Here is a 15,139-nt window from a genome sequence, read left to right as displayed (position 1 = left end):
ATTTTCCCCGTTAATCGCCCATAAGGAGCAAATTCATGGCGCTTATCGATGCCATCCACGCCCGCGAAATCCTCGATTCCCGCGGCAACCCCACAGTAGAAGTTGAAGTACTGCTCTCCGACGGCCAGATCGGCCGCGCAGCAGTCCCCTCCGGTGCTTCCACCGGCGAGCACGAAGCCGTTGAGCTGCGTGACGGCGACAAGGGCCGTTACCTTGGCAAGGGCGTCCAGAAGGCTGTTGACGCCATCATCGACCAGATCGCACCGGCCCTGACCGGCTTCGACGCCACGGACCAGCGCAGCATCGACCAGGCCATGCTGGACCTGGACGGCACGCCGAACAAGGGCAAGCTGGGCGCCAACGCCATCCTGGGCGTTTCCCTCGCCGTGGCCAACGCAGCCGCCGCCTCCGCTGACCTGCCGCTGTACAAGTACCTGGGCGGCCCGAACGCGCACGTACTTCCGGTCCCGCTGATGAACATCCTTAACGGCGGCTCGCACGCCGACTCCGACGTCGACATCCAGGAATTCATGGTTGTCCCGCTGGGTGCCGAGACCTTCTCCGAGGGCCTGCGGTGGGGCGTTGAGGTCTACCACGCCCTCAAGGCCGTCCTGAAGGAAAAGGGCCTCGCCACCGGCCTGGGCGACGAAGGCGGCTTCGCCCCGAACCTGCCCTCCAACCGGGCAGCACTTGACTTGATCCAGGAAGCCATCAAGAACGCCGGCTACACCCCGGGCAAGGACATCGCACTGGCCCTGGACGTCGCCTCCTCCGAGTTCTTCACCGACGGCGCCTACCAGTTCGAAGGCAAGGCACTGACCTCCGCCGAGATGAGCGCCTACTACACGGAACTCGTGTCCGACTACCCGCTGGTTTCCATCGAAGACCCGCTGGACGAGAACGACTGGGACGGCTGGAAGACCCTCACCGACTCCATCGGCGACAAGGTCCAGCTGGTGGGTGATGACCTCTTCGTCACCAACCCGGCCATCCTGCAGCGCGGCATAGACACCAAGACCGCCAACTCCCTGCTGGTCAAGGTGAACCAGATCGGTTCGCTCACCGAAACGCTCGACGCCGTCAGCCTGGCCCAGCGCGCCGGCTACACCACCATCACCTCGCACCGCTCCGGCGAAACCGAGGACACCACCATCGCCGACATCTCGGTGGCCACCAACGCCGGCCAGATCAAGACCGGCGCCCCGGCCCGCTCCGAGCGTGTTGCCAAGTACAACCAGCTGCTGCGCATCGAAGAGGAACTCGATGACGCCGCACGTTACGCCGGCCGCAGCGCCTTCCCGCGTTTCAAGGGTTAGTAGCCGCATAACCGACGAGGCGGTGGCTATGGTTGAAAGACCATAGCCACCGTTGTTGTTTCGGCAGTATTAGTTTCAGCCCAGCTAGTGGCGGCCCCGGCAGGCTGCGCGTTTCAGGAGTGTCATGGCTACCCGCCGTCCCAAAGTTCCAAAGGTCGCCTCTTCCCGTCCCGGAGCGCTGTCGAGCCAGGAAACGGCCGACGCCGACGTCATTCGGGCGCCCTTCGGCTCCGCCAAGGAAATGCCCGCCACCGGCGCCGCCGGGCCGAAAGCCGCAACACCTGGACCAGGCAAGGCAGCGGGCGGCAACACATCCGGCTCCAGGGATGCCCCGGGGCCACACCGCGGAACTGCGCCTGCCGGCAGCGGGAAGGGCAGCAGCGCCCGAAGCAAGTCCCCGGCTGCCGGCACTGAAACAGGTGAAAACCAGCAGCCAGTACCAGCGAAGGCGTTTTCCGGACGGATGCTCGCGCTGGCAGTGGTCATGATTGCCATCACCATCATGCTGGCGCCCACCGTCAAGATCTTCTTCGACAAGAGGGCTGAAATCGAAGCCCTCAATGCGGACATCGCCGCCCGTGAGGCCGAAGGCGACAGCCTGCGGCAGCAGGTTTCCCGCTGGAAGGACCCCAACTACGTGAAACAGCAGGCCCGCGACCGCATTAACATGGTTATGCCGGGCGAAACCGGCTACTGGGTCTTCGGCAGCGATTTGCCGGCCGGAGACAACAGCGGCCAGACCGGTGCAGCAGCACAAGACCCCGCCGATCTGCCGTGGGTGGATTCCCTGTGGGAGTCGATCACGCGCGCGGCCACAGACTGAACCGCAAAAGGAAGGACGGCCCGCGACAGTGGAACTTAACACGGCAGCCGCCCGGGACGAATCCCGCCAGCCATCAGCACGAGACCTGGAAGTACTGAGCCGCCAGCTGGGCCGGCCGGTCCGGGACGTCGTCGAGATTCCCGCCCGCTGCGTCTGCGGCAACCCCCTGGTGGCCGCCACCGCTCCACGGCTCGGCAACGGGACCCCGTTTCCCACCACCTTCTATCTGACCCATCCGGTCATTACCTCTGCGGTTTCCCGGCTGGAAGCAGCCGGAGTGATGAACGAGATGAATGAGCAGCTGGCAGGTGACGAGGACCTGGCCGCTGCCTACCGCTCCGCCCACGAGGCTTACCTGGCTGCGCGTGCGGCCATCGGTGAACGCTCCGGCATCGGAGCTGTCCCCGAGATCGACGGGATTTCCGCCGGCGGCATGCCCACCCGCGTCAAGTGCCTGCATGTTTTGGTGGGCCAGTCCCTCGCGGCCGGTCCGGGAGTGAATCCGCTGGGGGACCGCGCCATCAGTGCAATCAGCGAGTGGTGGACCGCGGACAGGTGCTACTGCGACGGCGCCTGGGACACCACCGGGGAAGCCCCGTCCAGGGACCTCAGCCGGCACGGACCGCAGGGCCTGCCGGACATCGTGGGCCGGCCCGCACCCGTCCGGAAGACCTCCGGGACCGCAGGAGCTGGGAAATGACGCGTGTTGCCGCCATCGATTGCGGTACTAACTCCATCCGCCTCCTGATCGCGGATATCGACCGCAACAACCCAACTGCCGGGCTCAAAGACATCGTGCGCGAGATGCGGGTGGTTCGGCTGGGCCAGGGGGTGGACGCCACCGGTGAGTTGGCCCCGGAAGCCCTGGAACGCACGTTTGCGGCCACCGCTGACTACGCCCGCCTCATCCAGGAACACTGCGCCGGGAAGGTGCGCTTTGTTGCCACCTCCGCGAGCCGGGACGCGAAGAACCGGGACGTCTTCGTGGACGGCGTCCGGGACCTGCTGGGCGTGGAACCTGAGGTGATCTCCGGCGACGAGGAAGCCGCGCTGTCCTTTGCCGGAGCCAGCAGCGTGCTGCCTGTCCTTGATGGCCAGGAGGTGTTGGTGATTGACCTGGGCGGCGGAAGCACCGAGTTCGTCCTCGGCACGGCCGCCGGCGTGACCGCAGCCAGGTCAGTGGACATCGGGTGCGTGCGCCTGACCGAACGGCACCTGCGGCAGGACCCGCCCACCGCTGAACAGATAGCCGCCGCGATAGCCGACGTGGACGCAGCCATCGCCCGCGCCCGCCAGGACGTGCCCCTGGAACGGGCCACCGCCGTCGTCGGCGTTGCCGGTTCCATCACCACCATCACCGCCCATGCCCTCCGCCTGCCGGAATATTCGCCGGACGCCATCCACGGCACCGAGCTGTCCCTGGACACCGTCCGCGCGGCCGCGGCCGACCTCCTGACCATGACGCGTTCGGACCGCGCCGCCCTGCCCTACATGCACCCGGGCCGGGTGGACGTCATCGGCGCAGGGGGACTGGTTTGGGGCCGGATCCTCGAACAGCTGGCCGGGCTAACCGGCGGACGCATTGCAACAGCCACAGCAAGCGAACACGACATCCTCGACGGCATAGCCCTGAGCATTGGCTGACGGCCCATGCGGATCCACACTGCCGTAATGAGGCTGCCGCTCGGACGGGCCGGGGCAGCCCTGCTCGCCCTGGTCCTTGCCGGCGGTTGCCTCGCCGCTGGCCTCGCCACTGCCCCAACCGCACAAGCCGACGAATGGCGCGACAAACAGTACTGGCTCGCCGAGTCCGGCATCACCAAGGCCTGGGAGGTCTCCAAGGGCGCCGGGGTCAAGGTGGCGGTGATCGACAGCGGGGTTGACGCCCAGCATCCGGACCTCAAGGGAGCCGTCGCTAGCGGCTATGACGCCTCCGGTTCCGGACAGCCCAACGGCCAGAAAGGCGTGGGCTCCAAGACGGAACACGGCACACTGGTGGCCACCATGCTTGCAGGACGCGGCCACCAGCCTGCCGACGCCACCGCCTCGCCGTCGCCCGGTCCCGCAGCCCTTCCCCCGGATGGAATCGTGGGTGTGGCCCCCGAAGCCCAAATCCTCGCTGTCTCCACCTGGCTGGGCTCGCCGAACCCTTCGGGCAAAAGCGACCAGGACCAGATCCCTGAAGCCGTCCGCTGGGCGGTAGACAACGGGGCGAGGGTCATCAACATCTCCCTGGGCAGCACCACTCCGCAGTGGCCGCAAAGCTGGGACGCGGCCTTCCTCTACGCCGAGCAGAAAGACGTGGTCATTGTGGCCGCCGCCGGCAACCGGGTGGGCGGCAACATTCAAGTGGGCGCGCCGGCTACCATCCCTGGCGTCCTGACGGTCGCAGGCCTGGACCGCAAGGGTGCGGCCAGCGTTGACGCATCCTCCCAGGGCATCAGCATCGGCGTCGCGGCGCCGGCGGAAAACCTGCTGGGCGGGGTGCCCGGAGGCAGCTACGCCGAGTGGGCGGGAACCTCGGGCTCAACGCCCATCGTTGCCGGCGTTGCGGCACTGATCCGTTCCAAATGGCCGGCTATGAGCGCCGAACAGGTCATCAACCGGATTGTTACCACCGCAAAGGACGCCGGAGCTCCGGGCAGAGACCCGCTCTACGGCTACGGGGTGCTCAACGCGGAGGCGGCCCTGAAGGACGACGTGCCCGAGGCGGAGGCAAACCCGCTCGGCTCCATCGCCGAATGGATCCGTGTCCACCGGCGTGGCAACTTTGCCACCCCCGCGCCGCTTCCCACCACTGAAGCACCAAGTGCAGTGCCCACCTTGCCGGAGGCAACTGTACCTGCGGCCGAGCCGCCTTCCCGGCGGGACAGTGCACTCGGCGGCGCCGTCGTGATCGGTTTCAGCCTGTTGTTCGTGGCGATCATCGCGGCGGCGGTCATCCAGCTTCGCCGGGCGGCGGGAAGGCCGGCGGGGCCGGCGGAGGAACCGGACACAGATGCGATGGACACGGTGGACTCCGGCCGGAAAACCTGAACATTGCAACGTCCGGGCAGTTAGTGAAGATTTTCACAAACTGCTGTATCCTTGTGCTATGGCAACCACCCCAGAGCTCCAGGACCGTCCCAGGGTACTCGTCGTCGGCGGCGGGTACGTCGGCCTGTACGTAGCACTCAAACTGCAGAAGAAGATCGCGAGTGCCGGTGGCATCGTCACCCTCGTGGATCCACTGCCCTACATGACCTACCAGCCGTTCCTGCCCGAGGTGGCCGGCGGCAACATCGAGGCGCGCCACGCTGTGGTCTCCCACCGCCAGCACCTCAAGCAGACCGAACTGATCCAGGGCCGCGTGACCTCGATCGACCACACCAACCGCACGGCCGTGGTGGCTCCCGCGGACGGCGGCGCGCACTTTGAGGTGCCCTACTTCGACGTCGTCATGGCCGCAGGTGCCATCACCCGTACGTTCCCCATCAAGGGCCTCGCGGACAAGGGCATCGGCCTGAAGACCATCGAGGAAGCTGTTGCCCTCCGCAACAAGGTCCTGGAGCGCATTGAAGTTGCCTCCACCATGACCGATCCCGCTGCCCGCGCCAAGGCCCTCACCTTCGTAGTGGTGGGTGGCGGATTCGCCGGCATCGAGTGCATCACGGAGATGGAAGACCTCGCCCGCGCCGCAGTCCGGGACAACCCGCGCATCAAGCAGGAGGAAGTCCGCTTCGTCCTGGTTGAAGCCATGGGCCGGATCATGCCCGAAGTCACCGCCAAGCAGGCGGAGTGGGTTGTGGAGCACCTCCGCAGCCGCGGCATCGAGGTACTCCTCAACACCTCCCTGGACAACGCCGAGGGCAGCCTTAAGCTCATCAACCTGCCGGACAAGACCCCTGCCCAGGAGTTCGAAACGGACACCCTCGTGTGGACCGCCGGCGTGCAGGCCAACCCCATTGTCCGCTCCACCGACTTCCCGCTGGAGCCCCGCGGCCGCGTCCGCGTCCTCCCGGACCTCCGCGTGGCCGGCGATGAAGGCATCATCGACAATGCCTGGGCAGCCGGCGACATCGCCGCGGTGCCGGACCTCACCGGCAAGGGCCTGCCGGACGGTACCTGCGTCCCCAACGCCCAGCACGCGCTCCGCCAGGCCAAGCGCCTCGCCAAGAACCTGTGGGCCTCCCGCTGGGACAAGCCGCTGAAGGACTACAAGCACAAGAACCTCGGTGCTGTTGCAGGCTTCGGTCAGTGGAAGGGTGTTGCCAACATCAACCTTGTTGGCAGCATCGGACTCAAGGGCGGTCTCGCCTGGCTGGCGCACCGCGGCTACCACGGCCTGGCGATGCCCACGTTCGAGCGCAAGTTCCGCGTGATCCTTAACTGGATTTTGAGCTTCTTCGCAGGCCGCGACACCACACAGCTGATGGACCTGGACAACCCGCGCGGTGCCTTCGTGGCAGCGGCCACCCCGGCCCCCAAGCCGGCTGCCGCGCCCGCTGCGGACGCTCCTGCCCCGGTAACCCGCGGCTCGGGTTCCACCGCCACCACCAAGACGGAAGCGGTCCCGGCCAGCATCAAGTAGGCCGGCCCTGCCCTAGCGCGCACGACGGCGGCTGTCCCTTTGGGGGATGGCCGCCGTTGGCGTTTTCCCGGCAGCGTCAGCCTTGAGCGCCAGCCCGGCGGACGCCTGCAGCGCCGGGGGTGGGGCTTCTAAACTGGGCAGCATGACTGGCGAGAAGAACCTCCAGGCCCTGTTGTCCGGGATGCATCCAATCCAGCGCCCCGGTGAGTACGTCTACGTGCTGTGGCCGCACAACCGGCCGCTCGTGCCCGCGATCGAAGCTGCGGTGCGGGAAGCTGAAGGCCTCGCCGTGGTTCTGCCCCGGGAGCTGGCGGACCGTGAAGGGTTGTCCTACGGGTTCGTGGCCGCCTGGATCACGTTGCAGATCCACTCCTCACTGGAAGCCGTGGGACTCACTGCGGCCGTCAGTAAGGCCCTCACGGATGCCAGGATCAGCTGCAATGTCCTTGCCGGCCTGCACCATGACCACCTGCTCGTGCCGGTTGCCGATGCGCTCCGTGCCCTTGAGGTGCTGTCGGAACTCGCCGGGCAAAGCGCCCAGGTGGGGGAGGGCGGGCAGATGCCGCGTCCCGAACTCCTGCTGCGCGGGGAGACACCGGAGGACCGGGATGCGATCCTGGCACTGACAGCGGAGGCGTTCGCCGTCCCGCCTGCCACCGGCCTGCCGGCGGAAGGGGAGCCGGTGGAGGTCAGTGTGCTCCGGGCGCTTTTTGACGCCGAAGAGTACTTGCCGGCTCTCAGTGTGGTGGCGGTGCTTGACGGCGAGGTGGTGGGGCACGTCATCAGCACCCGCGGATGGGTGGGCCGCCAGCAACTCCTGGGCCTTGGCCCCATTGGAGTCACTCCGCGGCTCCAGAGGCACGGCATTGGTTCGGCCCTGATCACGGAGAGCATCGCCAGGGCAAACGCAGCGGGGGAGATCGGCATCGCCTTGCTCGGAAGCCCTGACTACTACTCCCGCTTCGGCTTTGTCCCGGCCGCATCGCTGGGCGTGCTTCCGCCCGAGGAAGAATGGGGCGACAAATTCCAGTTGCTGCCGCTCGCACTGTGGCCGGGCGGCGTCCGCGGGACGTTCCGGTATGCCGCACCGTTCTCGCGCCTCTGACGGGATACCATTGAGCCGTTGCCCCAGTAGCCCAATTGGCAGAGGCAGCGGACTTAAAATCCGCGTGTTGTGGGTTCGAGTCCCACCTGGGGTACGTGGCGAAACCGGCCGCAGCAGCCGTCAGAAGAAGAAGCCGTCCGCACTGCGAGCGGCTTCTTCCGTTTAATTCCACATATGCAACGACTGTTATAAGGATGTGACCTCTCTCACTTATCTTCCCTGTGCATATGCATTAGCTTGAAAACTAAATCAGGAACACCTGATTTTTCGTGTCAAAGGCCGTTCGCACCTTTAGATCGAGGAGCTTGTAAATGACTTCATTCCCCCAGGCGGGAACCCGCGTTGCCAAGCTGACAGCGCTTGGCATCGGCATCGCCTTTATGGCAACGGCTTGCGGCGGTTCGTCCACACCCACGGCGTCCGAGACCGCCACCGGGTCAGCGGCAGGAATTGCGTGCCCGGCACCCGGCTCCACCGGCGGAAGCACCGCCCAGGCGACCGGCGCCGGTGGCGCCGTCCCGCCGTCCAAAGGCACAACCGAAACCCCACTCAAACTCGGTTCCCTCCTGCCCACCACAGGTTCGCTGGCGTACCTTGGCCCACCTGAAATTGCCGGTGTCAACCTCGGCGTCAAGGAAGTCAATGATGCCGGCGGCGTCCTCGGCAAGCCTGTGGAAGTGATCCACCGCGACTCGGGCGACACCAAGACGGATATCGCAACCCAGTCCACCTCCGCCTTGCTCGGCCAAGGGGTCAACGCCATCATCGGTGCAGCCTCCTCCGGTGTTTCCAAGACGGTCATAAACCAGATCACGGGTGCCGGCGTGCTCCAGTTCTCACCCGCCAACACTTCACCGGACTTCACCACCTGGGACGACAAGGGCCTGTACTGGCGCACCGCACCCTCGGATGTCCTCCAAGGCAAGGTCCTGGGCAACTACATGGCCACCTGCGGTGCCCAGACCGTGGGCATGATCGTCCTGAACGACGCCTACGGCACAGGGCTGGCGACCAACATCAAGGCAGCTTTCGAGTCGGCCGGCGGCAAGGTGGTGGCGGAGGAGCTCTTCAACGAGGGCGACACCCAGTTCAGCAGCCAGGTGGACAAAGTTATTGCGGCAAAGCCGGATGCCATCGCCCTGATCACCTTTGACCAGGCCAAGAGCATCGTGCCGCTAATGACGGGCAAGGGTGTGAAGGCCAACCAGATGTTCCTGGTGGACGGCAACACCTCGGACTACAGCAAGGACTTCCAGCCCGGCACCATGGAAGGCGCCCATGGCACCTTCCCGGGAACCTTCGCCAACGAAAGCTTCACCAAGAAGCTGCTCGAAATCGATCCGGCGCTGAAGGACTTCACCTACGGCGGCGAATCCTATGACGCCGTGAACCTGATCGCACTGGCATCCGAGGCAGCCGGCAGCACCAGTGGTGTTGAAATTTCCAAGCAGCTCAAGGCAGTTTCGGAGTCGGGTGAGAAATGCACCAGCTTCGCCTCCTGCGTTACCCTGCTTCGCGAAGGCAAGGATATCGATTACGACGGCCAGTCCGGCCCCGTAACGTTCTCGGACGCCGGTGACCCCACCGAGGCCTACATCGGCATCTACGAGTACACCAATGAGAACAAGCTCAAGCCCCTCCAGTCGGAGTTCGGCAAGCTGTAATGCCCCACTCGTAAGCAACAAAGAGCCCCTGTCCTGCCGGACAGGGGCTCTTTGTTGGCTTGCCGTTACTCCACGGTATCGGCCAGCGTGCCCAGGTAGAGCTGGATGACCTTCGGGTCCTTCATCAGTTCACGGCCGGTGCCGGTGTAGGCATCCCGGCCCTGGTCCAGGACGTAGCCGCGGTCGCAGATCTGAAGGCAACGGCGGGCGTTCTGTTCCACCATGATTACCGAGACGCCGGCCCGGTTAATCTCGTGGACGCGCAGGAAGGTTTCATCCTGCTTGACGGGCGAAAGTCCCGCGGACGGCTCGTCAAGCAACAGCACCGCCGGATCCATCATCAGTGCCCGTCCCATCGCCACCATCTGCCGCTCGCCGCCTGAGAGGGATCCGGCGCGCTGGGCGCGGCGCTTCCCGAGCTCAGGAAAAAGGCTGGTGACGAAGTCGAACCGCTGGGCGAAGTCCTTGGGTCGCTGGAACATGCCCATCTGCAGGTTTTCCTCGATGGTGAGGGTGGCGAACACGTTGTTGGTTTGCGGGACGAAACCTACACCACGGCTCACCAGCTTGTTCGCCTTCAGCCCGGTGATGTCCTGGCCCCGGACAACCACGGTGCCCGAGTGGACCTTGACCAGGCCAAACATTGCTTTCAGCAGCGTGGACTTGCCGGCTCCGTTGGGGCCGATGATGCCGATCAGTTCGCCTTTGCGGGCCTCGATGCTGCAGCCGTTCAGGATGTTGACCCCGGGGAGGTAACCGGCCACCAGGTCGGTGACCTTGACCACCGAGTCGCCTTCCGTCACGGGCTGGGCGGCCGGTGCCGCGCTGGTGCTGCTCATTGGGTGTCCTTCTCTGTGGTGCCGGTCTCGGTGCTTCCGTGGCGGCCGTGGGGTTCGTCGCGCTGGGGCTGGCCTTCCCCGCTGCGGGCAGGGTTGCTGCCCTCGGCGGCCAGAACGTCGACGGAGATGATGCCCGCGTTCTCTGTTCCGACAATGGATTCTTCGTCGGCCACCAGTTCGGCCGCGAGTTCCTTGAAGCCTTCGGAGTCACCCAGGTCCACGTCATGGTGCGCACCGAGGTAAGCGTCGATGACCGCGGGGTTCTTCATCACTTCCCCTGGCGGTCCTTCCGCAACCACCTTGCCCTCGGCCATGACCACTACCCAGTCGGCAATGTGCCGGACCATGTGCATGTCGTGTTCAACGAACAATACCGTCATGCCCTCGGCTTTGAGGTTCTTGATGTGATCGAGCAGGGACTGCGTCAACGCCGGGTTGACGCCTGCCATGGGTTCATCAAGCATCACCAGTTTGGGCCGCACCATTAGGGACCGGGCCATCTCCAGGAGCTTGCGCTGGCCTCCGGAAAGGGAAGCGGCGTAGTCGTCCTTCTTGGCGTCGAGCTTGAATTTCTCCAGCAGGACATTCGCCTCTTGGGTGATCTGTTTCTCCCGGCCGCCCCAGATGCCTTTGAAGAGTGCCTTGGCGAGGCTCTCACCGGGCTGGTTCGCCGCTCCCAACCGCATGTTCTCCATGACCGTGAGCTTGCCCATGACCTTGGTGAGCTGGAACGTGCGCACCATCCCCATCCGGGCAACCTTGTAGGGGGACACCCCGGCCAGGCTTTGGCCTTCGAACTGCCATTTGCCGCTGTTCGGCGTATCGAAACCGGTCAGCAGGTTGAACAAAGTGGTCTTGCCGGCTCCGTTGGGACCGATCAGGGCCGTGATCTTATGGCGGGGAATCTCCAGGTAGTCGACGTCCACTGCATTGATGCCGCCAAAGCTCCGGGTCACGTTCTCGGCGACGACGATAGGGTCCCGCTTCTTGCAGCCGGGGCCGGTTTCACCGGCGGCTATGGGACGGGTATCGGTCATGTAGTCATATTCGACGGCACCGGTGGTGGTGGTTTTTTCGCTGTGCTTGCTCATGCGAACGCCAGCTCCTTTTTGTTTCCGAAGACGCCCTGCGGCCTGAAGATCATCAACAGCATGAGGGCTATGCCAACCAGGATGTACCGCAGCTGGCCCGCCTGAACAGTGTTCAGCCACGTGACGGCTCCAGACTCGATCAGGCCGTACAGGATGCCCTGGGTCAGGGAAAGGACCACCCAGAAAATCATGGCGCCAATCACGGGCCCGAGGACGGTGGCCATGCCGCCGAGCAGGAGGCAGGTGTAGAGGAAGAACGTCAGTTCCGTTCCGTAGTTTGCCGGCTGCACCGATCCGCGGGGGAGGGTGAAGACCATGCCGGCGAGGGCGCCCAGCACACCACCGATAATGAGGGCCTGCATCTTGTAGGCGTAAACGTTCTTGCCCAGTGAGCGTACGGCGTTTTCGTCTTCGCGGATGCCTTTGAGTACCCGGCCCCAGGGGCTGCGCATGAGCAGCCATACGAGCGTGCAGCACAGGATGACCAGCGCCCATGCCACCACGCGGATGAAGAAGTCGCGGCTGTTCATCCCGAAATAGGAGCCTTCAGGGAAGGGGTTCATGGAGTAGAACCCTCCTTCGAAGGCTGCCAGGCCGTTGGCGGACCCGGTGACCGAAGTGAGCTGGTTGGTGGTCACGATGTACCGGACAATTTCTGCCGCTGCAATGGTGACGATGGCGAGGTAGTCGGCCCGCAGCCGCAGCGTGGGGATGCCCAGCAGCAGCGCGAAGATGGCGGAGGCGACGACGGCGATCAGCAGGCCCACAAAAAACGGGACGCCAAAGGTAAGGGTTGAGATCGCGAAGCCGTAGGCCCCGACGGCCATGAAACCCGCTTGGCCGAAGTTAAGCAGCCCGGAGTAGCCGAAGTGGACGGCGAGGCCGAGCGCGGCCAGGGCGTAGGCCGCCGTCGTCGGGCTGAAAATCTCCGCGGCGGCGCTGGCAAGAATAAATCCAAAGTCCATGGCTGTCTCCTAACCCACGCGCTCGCGTCGGCCCAGGATTCCCTGCGGCCGGAACAAGAGGACAACGATCATAATGAACAGGGCTCCCACGTACTTGAGGTCGGCAGCGAGGCCAAACACGGTGGTCAGCTCCACGAAGATGCCCACAATGATCGAACCGATCAGGGCACCAAAGACGGTCCCAAGGCCGCCGAGGGTGACGCCGGCGAAGATCAGCAGCAGGATCGCCGAGCCCATGTCGAAAGTGACGCCCGGGCGGTAGTAGGCCCAGAGGATGCCGCCAAGAGCGGCAAGCATGCCGCCGGTGATCCAGACGAGCCGGATCACGCCGTCGACGTCGATGCCTGAAGCAGCTGCGAGGGCGGGGTTGTCCGCTACTGCACGGGTGGCTTTGCCCAGCCGCGTTTTCAGCAGGACGATGCCGATCAAGGCGATCACCACGGCGCTAATCCCTAGAGACCACAGGTTATTGGGCGAGATGGACACCGGGCCGAGCTGGATTTCCGGGCTTTGGGCGTACGGCAGCTGCTGGGTGGCGCCGCCGAAGAAAAACTGGATGACGTACCGGACAGCAAGGGCGAGACCGATGCTGACGATCATCATCGGCACCAGGCTCGTGCCACGGCGGCGCAGCGGCCGCCACAGGCCGCGGTCCTGGACATAGCCGAACAACGCGCCGCCCAGCAGTGAGAGGATGACGGCCAGCCAGAAGGGAAGTCCGATTGCGTTGAAGGCAAACACCAGCACGGCGCCGAGGGTGACCATCTCACCGTGGGCGAAGTTTGTCAGGCCCGTCGTGCCGAAGATGAGTGACAGTCCTACGGATGCCAGTGCCAGGAGCAGGCCAAAGCTCAGGCCGGCGACGAGGCGGTTGAGGAGGTTCTGCCCGAAGTCCTGCTCCTGGACCACAATGCCTTTGCCGAACGCAAAGATCACCGAGAGGTTGGAAGTCTGGCTGAAGGTGACCTCGCGGGGATTTTCCTGGCCCTCGGCAAGAGTGATGCCCTCCGGCAGGGTGGATTCGTCCAGTTCCACGGTGTAGGTGCCCTGCTCCGGCACGCCGATGCTCCAGGACCCGTTCGCGGACGACTTGGCGGTGCCGGTGAAGTCACCGCTCTTGGCGGTGATGGTTACGTCAGCCAGGGGAGCGCGGGTATCATCCCGGAGGAAGCCGCTGATGTTGTTTTGGAAGGTTTGATTCGACGGGGATGGTGTCGGCGAGGGGGAAGTGGCCTGGGATGCCGGGGCCGCCACGAGGAGGATTGCCAGGATGGATGCGCTGATGGCTCCCATCAGTCTCAGCAACCTGCGGCGTCCTCGGCCGGGCAGGCCTTGGGATGTACTTCTCAAATTAAAAACCTCCACTTGGGGGGCGGTCTCGGCTGCGCCATTGCAGCCGCTGCGAACGGATGCAGGGCTGGGATGATGCCATAAGGCCTTGCACCCGTCACGTATGTGAGGTCCGTCACCCTGCTTGGCTTATGCTACAGCCCGAAAGTACCTGTAAATGCCGTGATCAGCGGCGTCAGGATAGCGATCAGGTAACAACTGGGCTTGGTTGGGGAGCCCGAGCGGTGGGGAAGGGTTGGAAAACCTTTGTTGAGCAGAGGTGTTTCCTTGCCGGCAGCACGGAGGCAGAACACGCCGGTGCGGCACCATGGGCGGCGGATGACGTCACAGTTGGGTTGCACCCGCCGGCCTAGGGAACTTTTAGCGGTGCGAACACGTGAAAATTGGTAGCGTAAACCATAAGGTTCACAACACATCCCTATTGGAGGAATCCCGCAATGGCACTTGGCGGCAACCCGATCTTCAACGGAAAAAGCTTCCGTGGAGCCACCCAGGCACCGCCTGTCCCGCAGGCTCCCTATGGCCAGGCCCCCTACGGCCGGCAGCCGTATGGCCAGGTTCCCTACGGCCAGCAGCCGTACGGCCAGGCTCCTTATGGCCAGCAGGGCTACGGACAGCAGCCCATGACTGACGCCCAGCTGCAGCAGATGTACAACCAGCCTGCAGCGGGTCCGGCGGATATCGGACGGATGACGTTCGACGACGTCATCGTCAAGACGGCGGCCTGTCTCGGAGTGCTGCTCGTCGGTGCAGCCGTAACCATGTTCGTGAGCATGGGCCTTGCTTCGCTCCTAATGATCGTGGGCGCACTGGGCGGCTTCGTGCTGGCGCTGGTCAACACCTTCAAGAAGCAGCCCTCTCCGGCACTGATTCTTGCCTATGCCGGCCTTGAAGGACTCTTCCTCGGCGGCCTCACCCGCGTCCTGGACACCATGTACCCGGGTGTGGGGCTTCAGGCTGTGCTCGGCACGCTGTCCGTCTTTACCGTGACGCTCCTCCTTTTCAAGAGCGGCAAGGTCCGGGCCACGCCAAAGGCCATGAAGTTCTTTATGATCGCAATCGTTGGCTACGCGCTGTTCTCCGTGGTGAACCTCGTCATGATGGTAACGGGTCTGACCACGGAACCGTTCGGGCTGCGAAGCGGCATCATCGGCATCGCCATCGGCATCCTGGCCATCGGTCTCGCGGCCTTCTCTTTGGTTATGGACTTCACCAGCATCGAGGCGGGCGTCCGCAGCGGCGCCCCGCAGCGCTTCTCCTGGACCGCCGCGTTCGGCCTCACCGTCACCCTCGTGTGGCTGTATGTGGAAATCATCCGCCTGCTGGCCATCCTCCGCGGGGACGACTAACCGCCTAAGCGGCAATCTGCCGCTTGATCCGGTGCATTAGCCCGAAACCAGTTGGGGGCCCTACCGA

The 15,139-nt window shown here is 64.6% G+C and carries 13 protein-coding genes and 1 tRNA gene; 10 read left to right on the top strand and 4 right to left on the bottom strand.

Features of this window, described 5'->3' with window-relative positions; translation table 11 throughout:
- Nucleotides 1–35: 35 nt before the first annotated feature.
- The 9 genes from eno to AC5RVN_RS07920 all read left to right on the top strand — a co-directional run bounded on the left by eno (nt 36) and on the right by AC5RVN_RS07920 (nt 9,478).
- Entirely contained in the window at nt 36–1,316 is a 1,281-nt protein-coding gene (eno, locus tag AC5RVN_RS07960) for a phosphopyruvate hydratase (protein WP_494137562.1), read from the top strand.
- A gap of 124 nt (nt 1,317–1,440) precedes the next feature.
- A complete protein-coding gene (locus tag AC5RVN_RS07955) occupies nt 1,441–2,139 on the top strand; it encodes an FtsB family cell division protein (RefSeq protein ID WP_494137561.1) in 699 nt (232 codons plus the stop codon).
- 28 nt (nt 2,140–2,167) lie between these two features.
- A complete protein-coding gene (locus AC5RVN_RS07950; protein WP_494137560.1) occupies nt 2,168–2,839 on the top strand; it encodes a DUF501 domain-containing protein in 672 nt (223 codons plus the stop codon).
- Complete coding sequence (locus AC5RVN_RS07945; RefSeq protein ID WP_494137559.1) at nt 2,836–3,783, top strand: Ppx/GppA phosphatase family protein; 948 nt, start codon at nt 2,836–2,838, stop codon at nt 3,781–3,783. Before AC5RVN_RS07950 ends, AC5RVN_RS07945 begins: the two co-directional genes overlap by 4 nt.
- A 27-nt stretch (nt 3,784–3,810) precedes the next feature.
- The gene (locus AC5RVN_RS07940) at nt 3,811–5,175 is read left to right on the top strand and encodes a S8 family serine peptidase (protein WP_494137558.1); all 1,365 of its coding nucleotides are present in this window, start codon (nt 3,811–3,813) and stop codon (nt 5,173–5,175) included.
- Between the two features lie 58 nt (nt 5,176–5,233).
- Nucleotides 5,234–6,709, top strand: a complete 1,476-nt coding sequence (locus AC5RVN_RS07935; RefSeq protein ID WP_494137557.1) for an NAD(P)/FAD-dependent oxidoreductase — start codon at nt 5,234–5,236, stop codon at nt 6,707–6,709.
- Between the two features lie 142 nt (nt 6,710–6,851).
- Nucleotides 6,852–7,814, top strand: a complete 963-nt coding sequence (locus AC5RVN_RS07930) for an N-acetyltransferase (RefSeq protein WP_494041063.1) — start codon at nt 6,852–6,854, stop codon at nt 7,812–7,814.
- A gap of 20 nt (nt 7,815–7,834) precedes the next feature.
- Nucleotides 7,835–7,908 (top strand) — tRNA-Leu (locus AC5RVN_RS07925).
- Nucleotides 7,909–8,125: 217 nt separating this feature from the next.
- A complete protein-coding gene (locus tag AC5RVN_RS07920) occupies nt 8,126–9,478 on the top strand; it encodes an ABC transporter substrate-binding protein (protein WP_494137556.1) in 1,353 nt (450 codons plus the stop codon).
- Between the two features lie 65 nt (nt 9,479–9,543).
- Here the strand turns inward: AC5RVN_RS07920 and AC5RVN_RS07915 are convergent, their stop codons facing one another.
- The 4 genes from AC5RVN_RS07915 to AC5RVN_RS07900 are packed head-to-tail and all read right to left on the bottom strand — an operon-like array spanning nt 9,544 to nt 13,666.
- Nucleotides 9,544–10,317 carry an ABC transporter ATP-binding protein gene (locus AC5RVN_RS07915; RefSeq protein ID WP_494041061.1) on the bottom strand — a complete coding sequence of 258 codons (774 nt, stop codon included), beginning with the start codon at nt 10,315–10,317 and terminating at the stop codon, nt 9,544–9,546.
- Complete coding sequence (locus AC5RVN_RS07910) at nt 10,314–11,408, bottom strand: ABC transporter ATP-binding protein (protein WP_494137555.1); 1,095 nt, start codon at nt 11,406–11,408, stop codon at nt 10,314–10,316. The genes AC5RVN_RS07915 and AC5RVN_RS07910 overlap by 4 nt, the downstream gene beginning before the upstream one ends.
- Nucleotides 11,405–12,373, bottom strand: a complete 969-nt coding sequence (locus AC5RVN_RS07905) for a branched-chain amino acid ABC transporter permease (RefSeq protein ID WP_494041059.1) — start codon at nt 12,371–12,373, stop codon at nt 11,405–11,407. The genes AC5RVN_RS07910 and AC5RVN_RS07905 overlap by 4 nt, the downstream gene beginning before the upstream one ends.
- A gap of 9 nt (nt 12,374–12,382) precedes the next feature.
- Nucleotides 12,383–13,666 carry a branched-chain amino acid ABC transporter permease gene (locus AC5RVN_RS07900; RefSeq protein ID WP_494041058.1) on the bottom strand — a complete coding sequence of 428 codons (1,284 nt, stop codon included), beginning with the start codon at nt 13,664–13,666 and terminating at the stop codon, nt 12,383–12,385.
- A 494-nt stretch (nt 13,667–14,160) separates the two neighbouring features.
- Here AC5RVN_RS07900 and AC5RVN_RS07895 point away from each other — a divergent pair, with 494 nt between their 5' ends.
- A complete protein-coding gene (locus tag AC5RVN_RS07895; RefSeq protein WP_494137554.1) occupies nt 14,161–15,072 on the top strand; it encodes a Bax inhibitor-1/YccA family protein in 912 nt (303 codons plus the stop codon).
- Nucleotides 15,073–15,139 lie beyond the last annotated feature (67 nt).

The organism is Arthrobacter sp. sptzw32, from assembly GCF_059089735.1.
The sequence above is the reverse complement of the archived record's forward strand: the minus strand, read 5'-3'. Positions and strand labels throughout refer to the sequence as shown.

Bases quoted from the DNA above. Each gene is read 5' to 3' on its own strand.
- eno (WP_494137562.1), top strand. From the start codon at position 36: ATGGCGCTTATCGATGCCATCCACGCCCGCGAAATCCTCGATTCCCGC.
- AC5RVN_RS07955 (WP_494137561.1), top strand. From the start codon at position 1,441: ATGGCTACCCGCCGTCCCAAAGTTCCAAAGGTCGCCTCTTCCCGTCCC.
- AC5RVN_RS07945 (WP_494137559.1), top strand. From the start codon at position 2,836: ATGACGCGTGTTGCCGCCATCGATTGCGGTACTAACTCCATCCGCCTC.
- AC5RVN_RS07940 (WP_494137558.1), top strand. From the start codon at position 3,811: ATGAGGCTGCCGCTCGGACGGGCCGGGGCAGCCCTGCTCGCCCTGGTC.
- AC5RVN_RS07935 (WP_494137557.1), top strand. From the start codon at position 5,234: ATGGCAACCACCCCAGAGCTCCAGGACCGTCCCAGGGTACTCGTCGTC.
- AC5RVN_RS07930 (WP_494041063.1), top strand. From the start codon at position 6,852: ATGACTGGCGAGAAGAACCTCCAGGCCCTGTTGTCCGGGATGCATCCA.
- AC5RVN_RS07920 (WP_494137556.1), top strand. From the start codon at position 8,126: ATGACTTCATTCCCCCAGGCGGGAACCCGCGTTGCCAAGCTGACAGCG.
- AC5RVN_RS07915 (WP_494041061.1), bottom strand. From the start codon at position 10,317: ATGAGCAGCACCAGCGCGGCACCGGCCGCCCAGCCCGTGACGGAAGGC.
- AC5RVN_RS07910 (WP_494137555.1), bottom strand. From the start codon at position 11,408: ATGAGCAAGCACAGCGAAAAAACCACCACCACCGGTGCCGTCGAATAT.
- AC5RVN_RS07905 (WP_494041059.1), bottom strand. From the start codon at position 12,373: ATGGACTTTGGATTTATTCTTGCCAGCGCCGCCGCGGAGATTTTCAGC.
- AC5RVN_RS07900 (WP_494041058.1), bottom strand. From the start codon at position 13,666: ATGGGAGCCATCAGCGCATCCATCCTGGCAATCCTCCTCGTGGCGGCC.
- AC5RVN_RS07895 (WP_494137554.1), top strand. From the start codon at position 14,161: ATGGCACTTGGCGGCAACCCGATCTTCAACGGAAAAAGCTTCCGTGGA.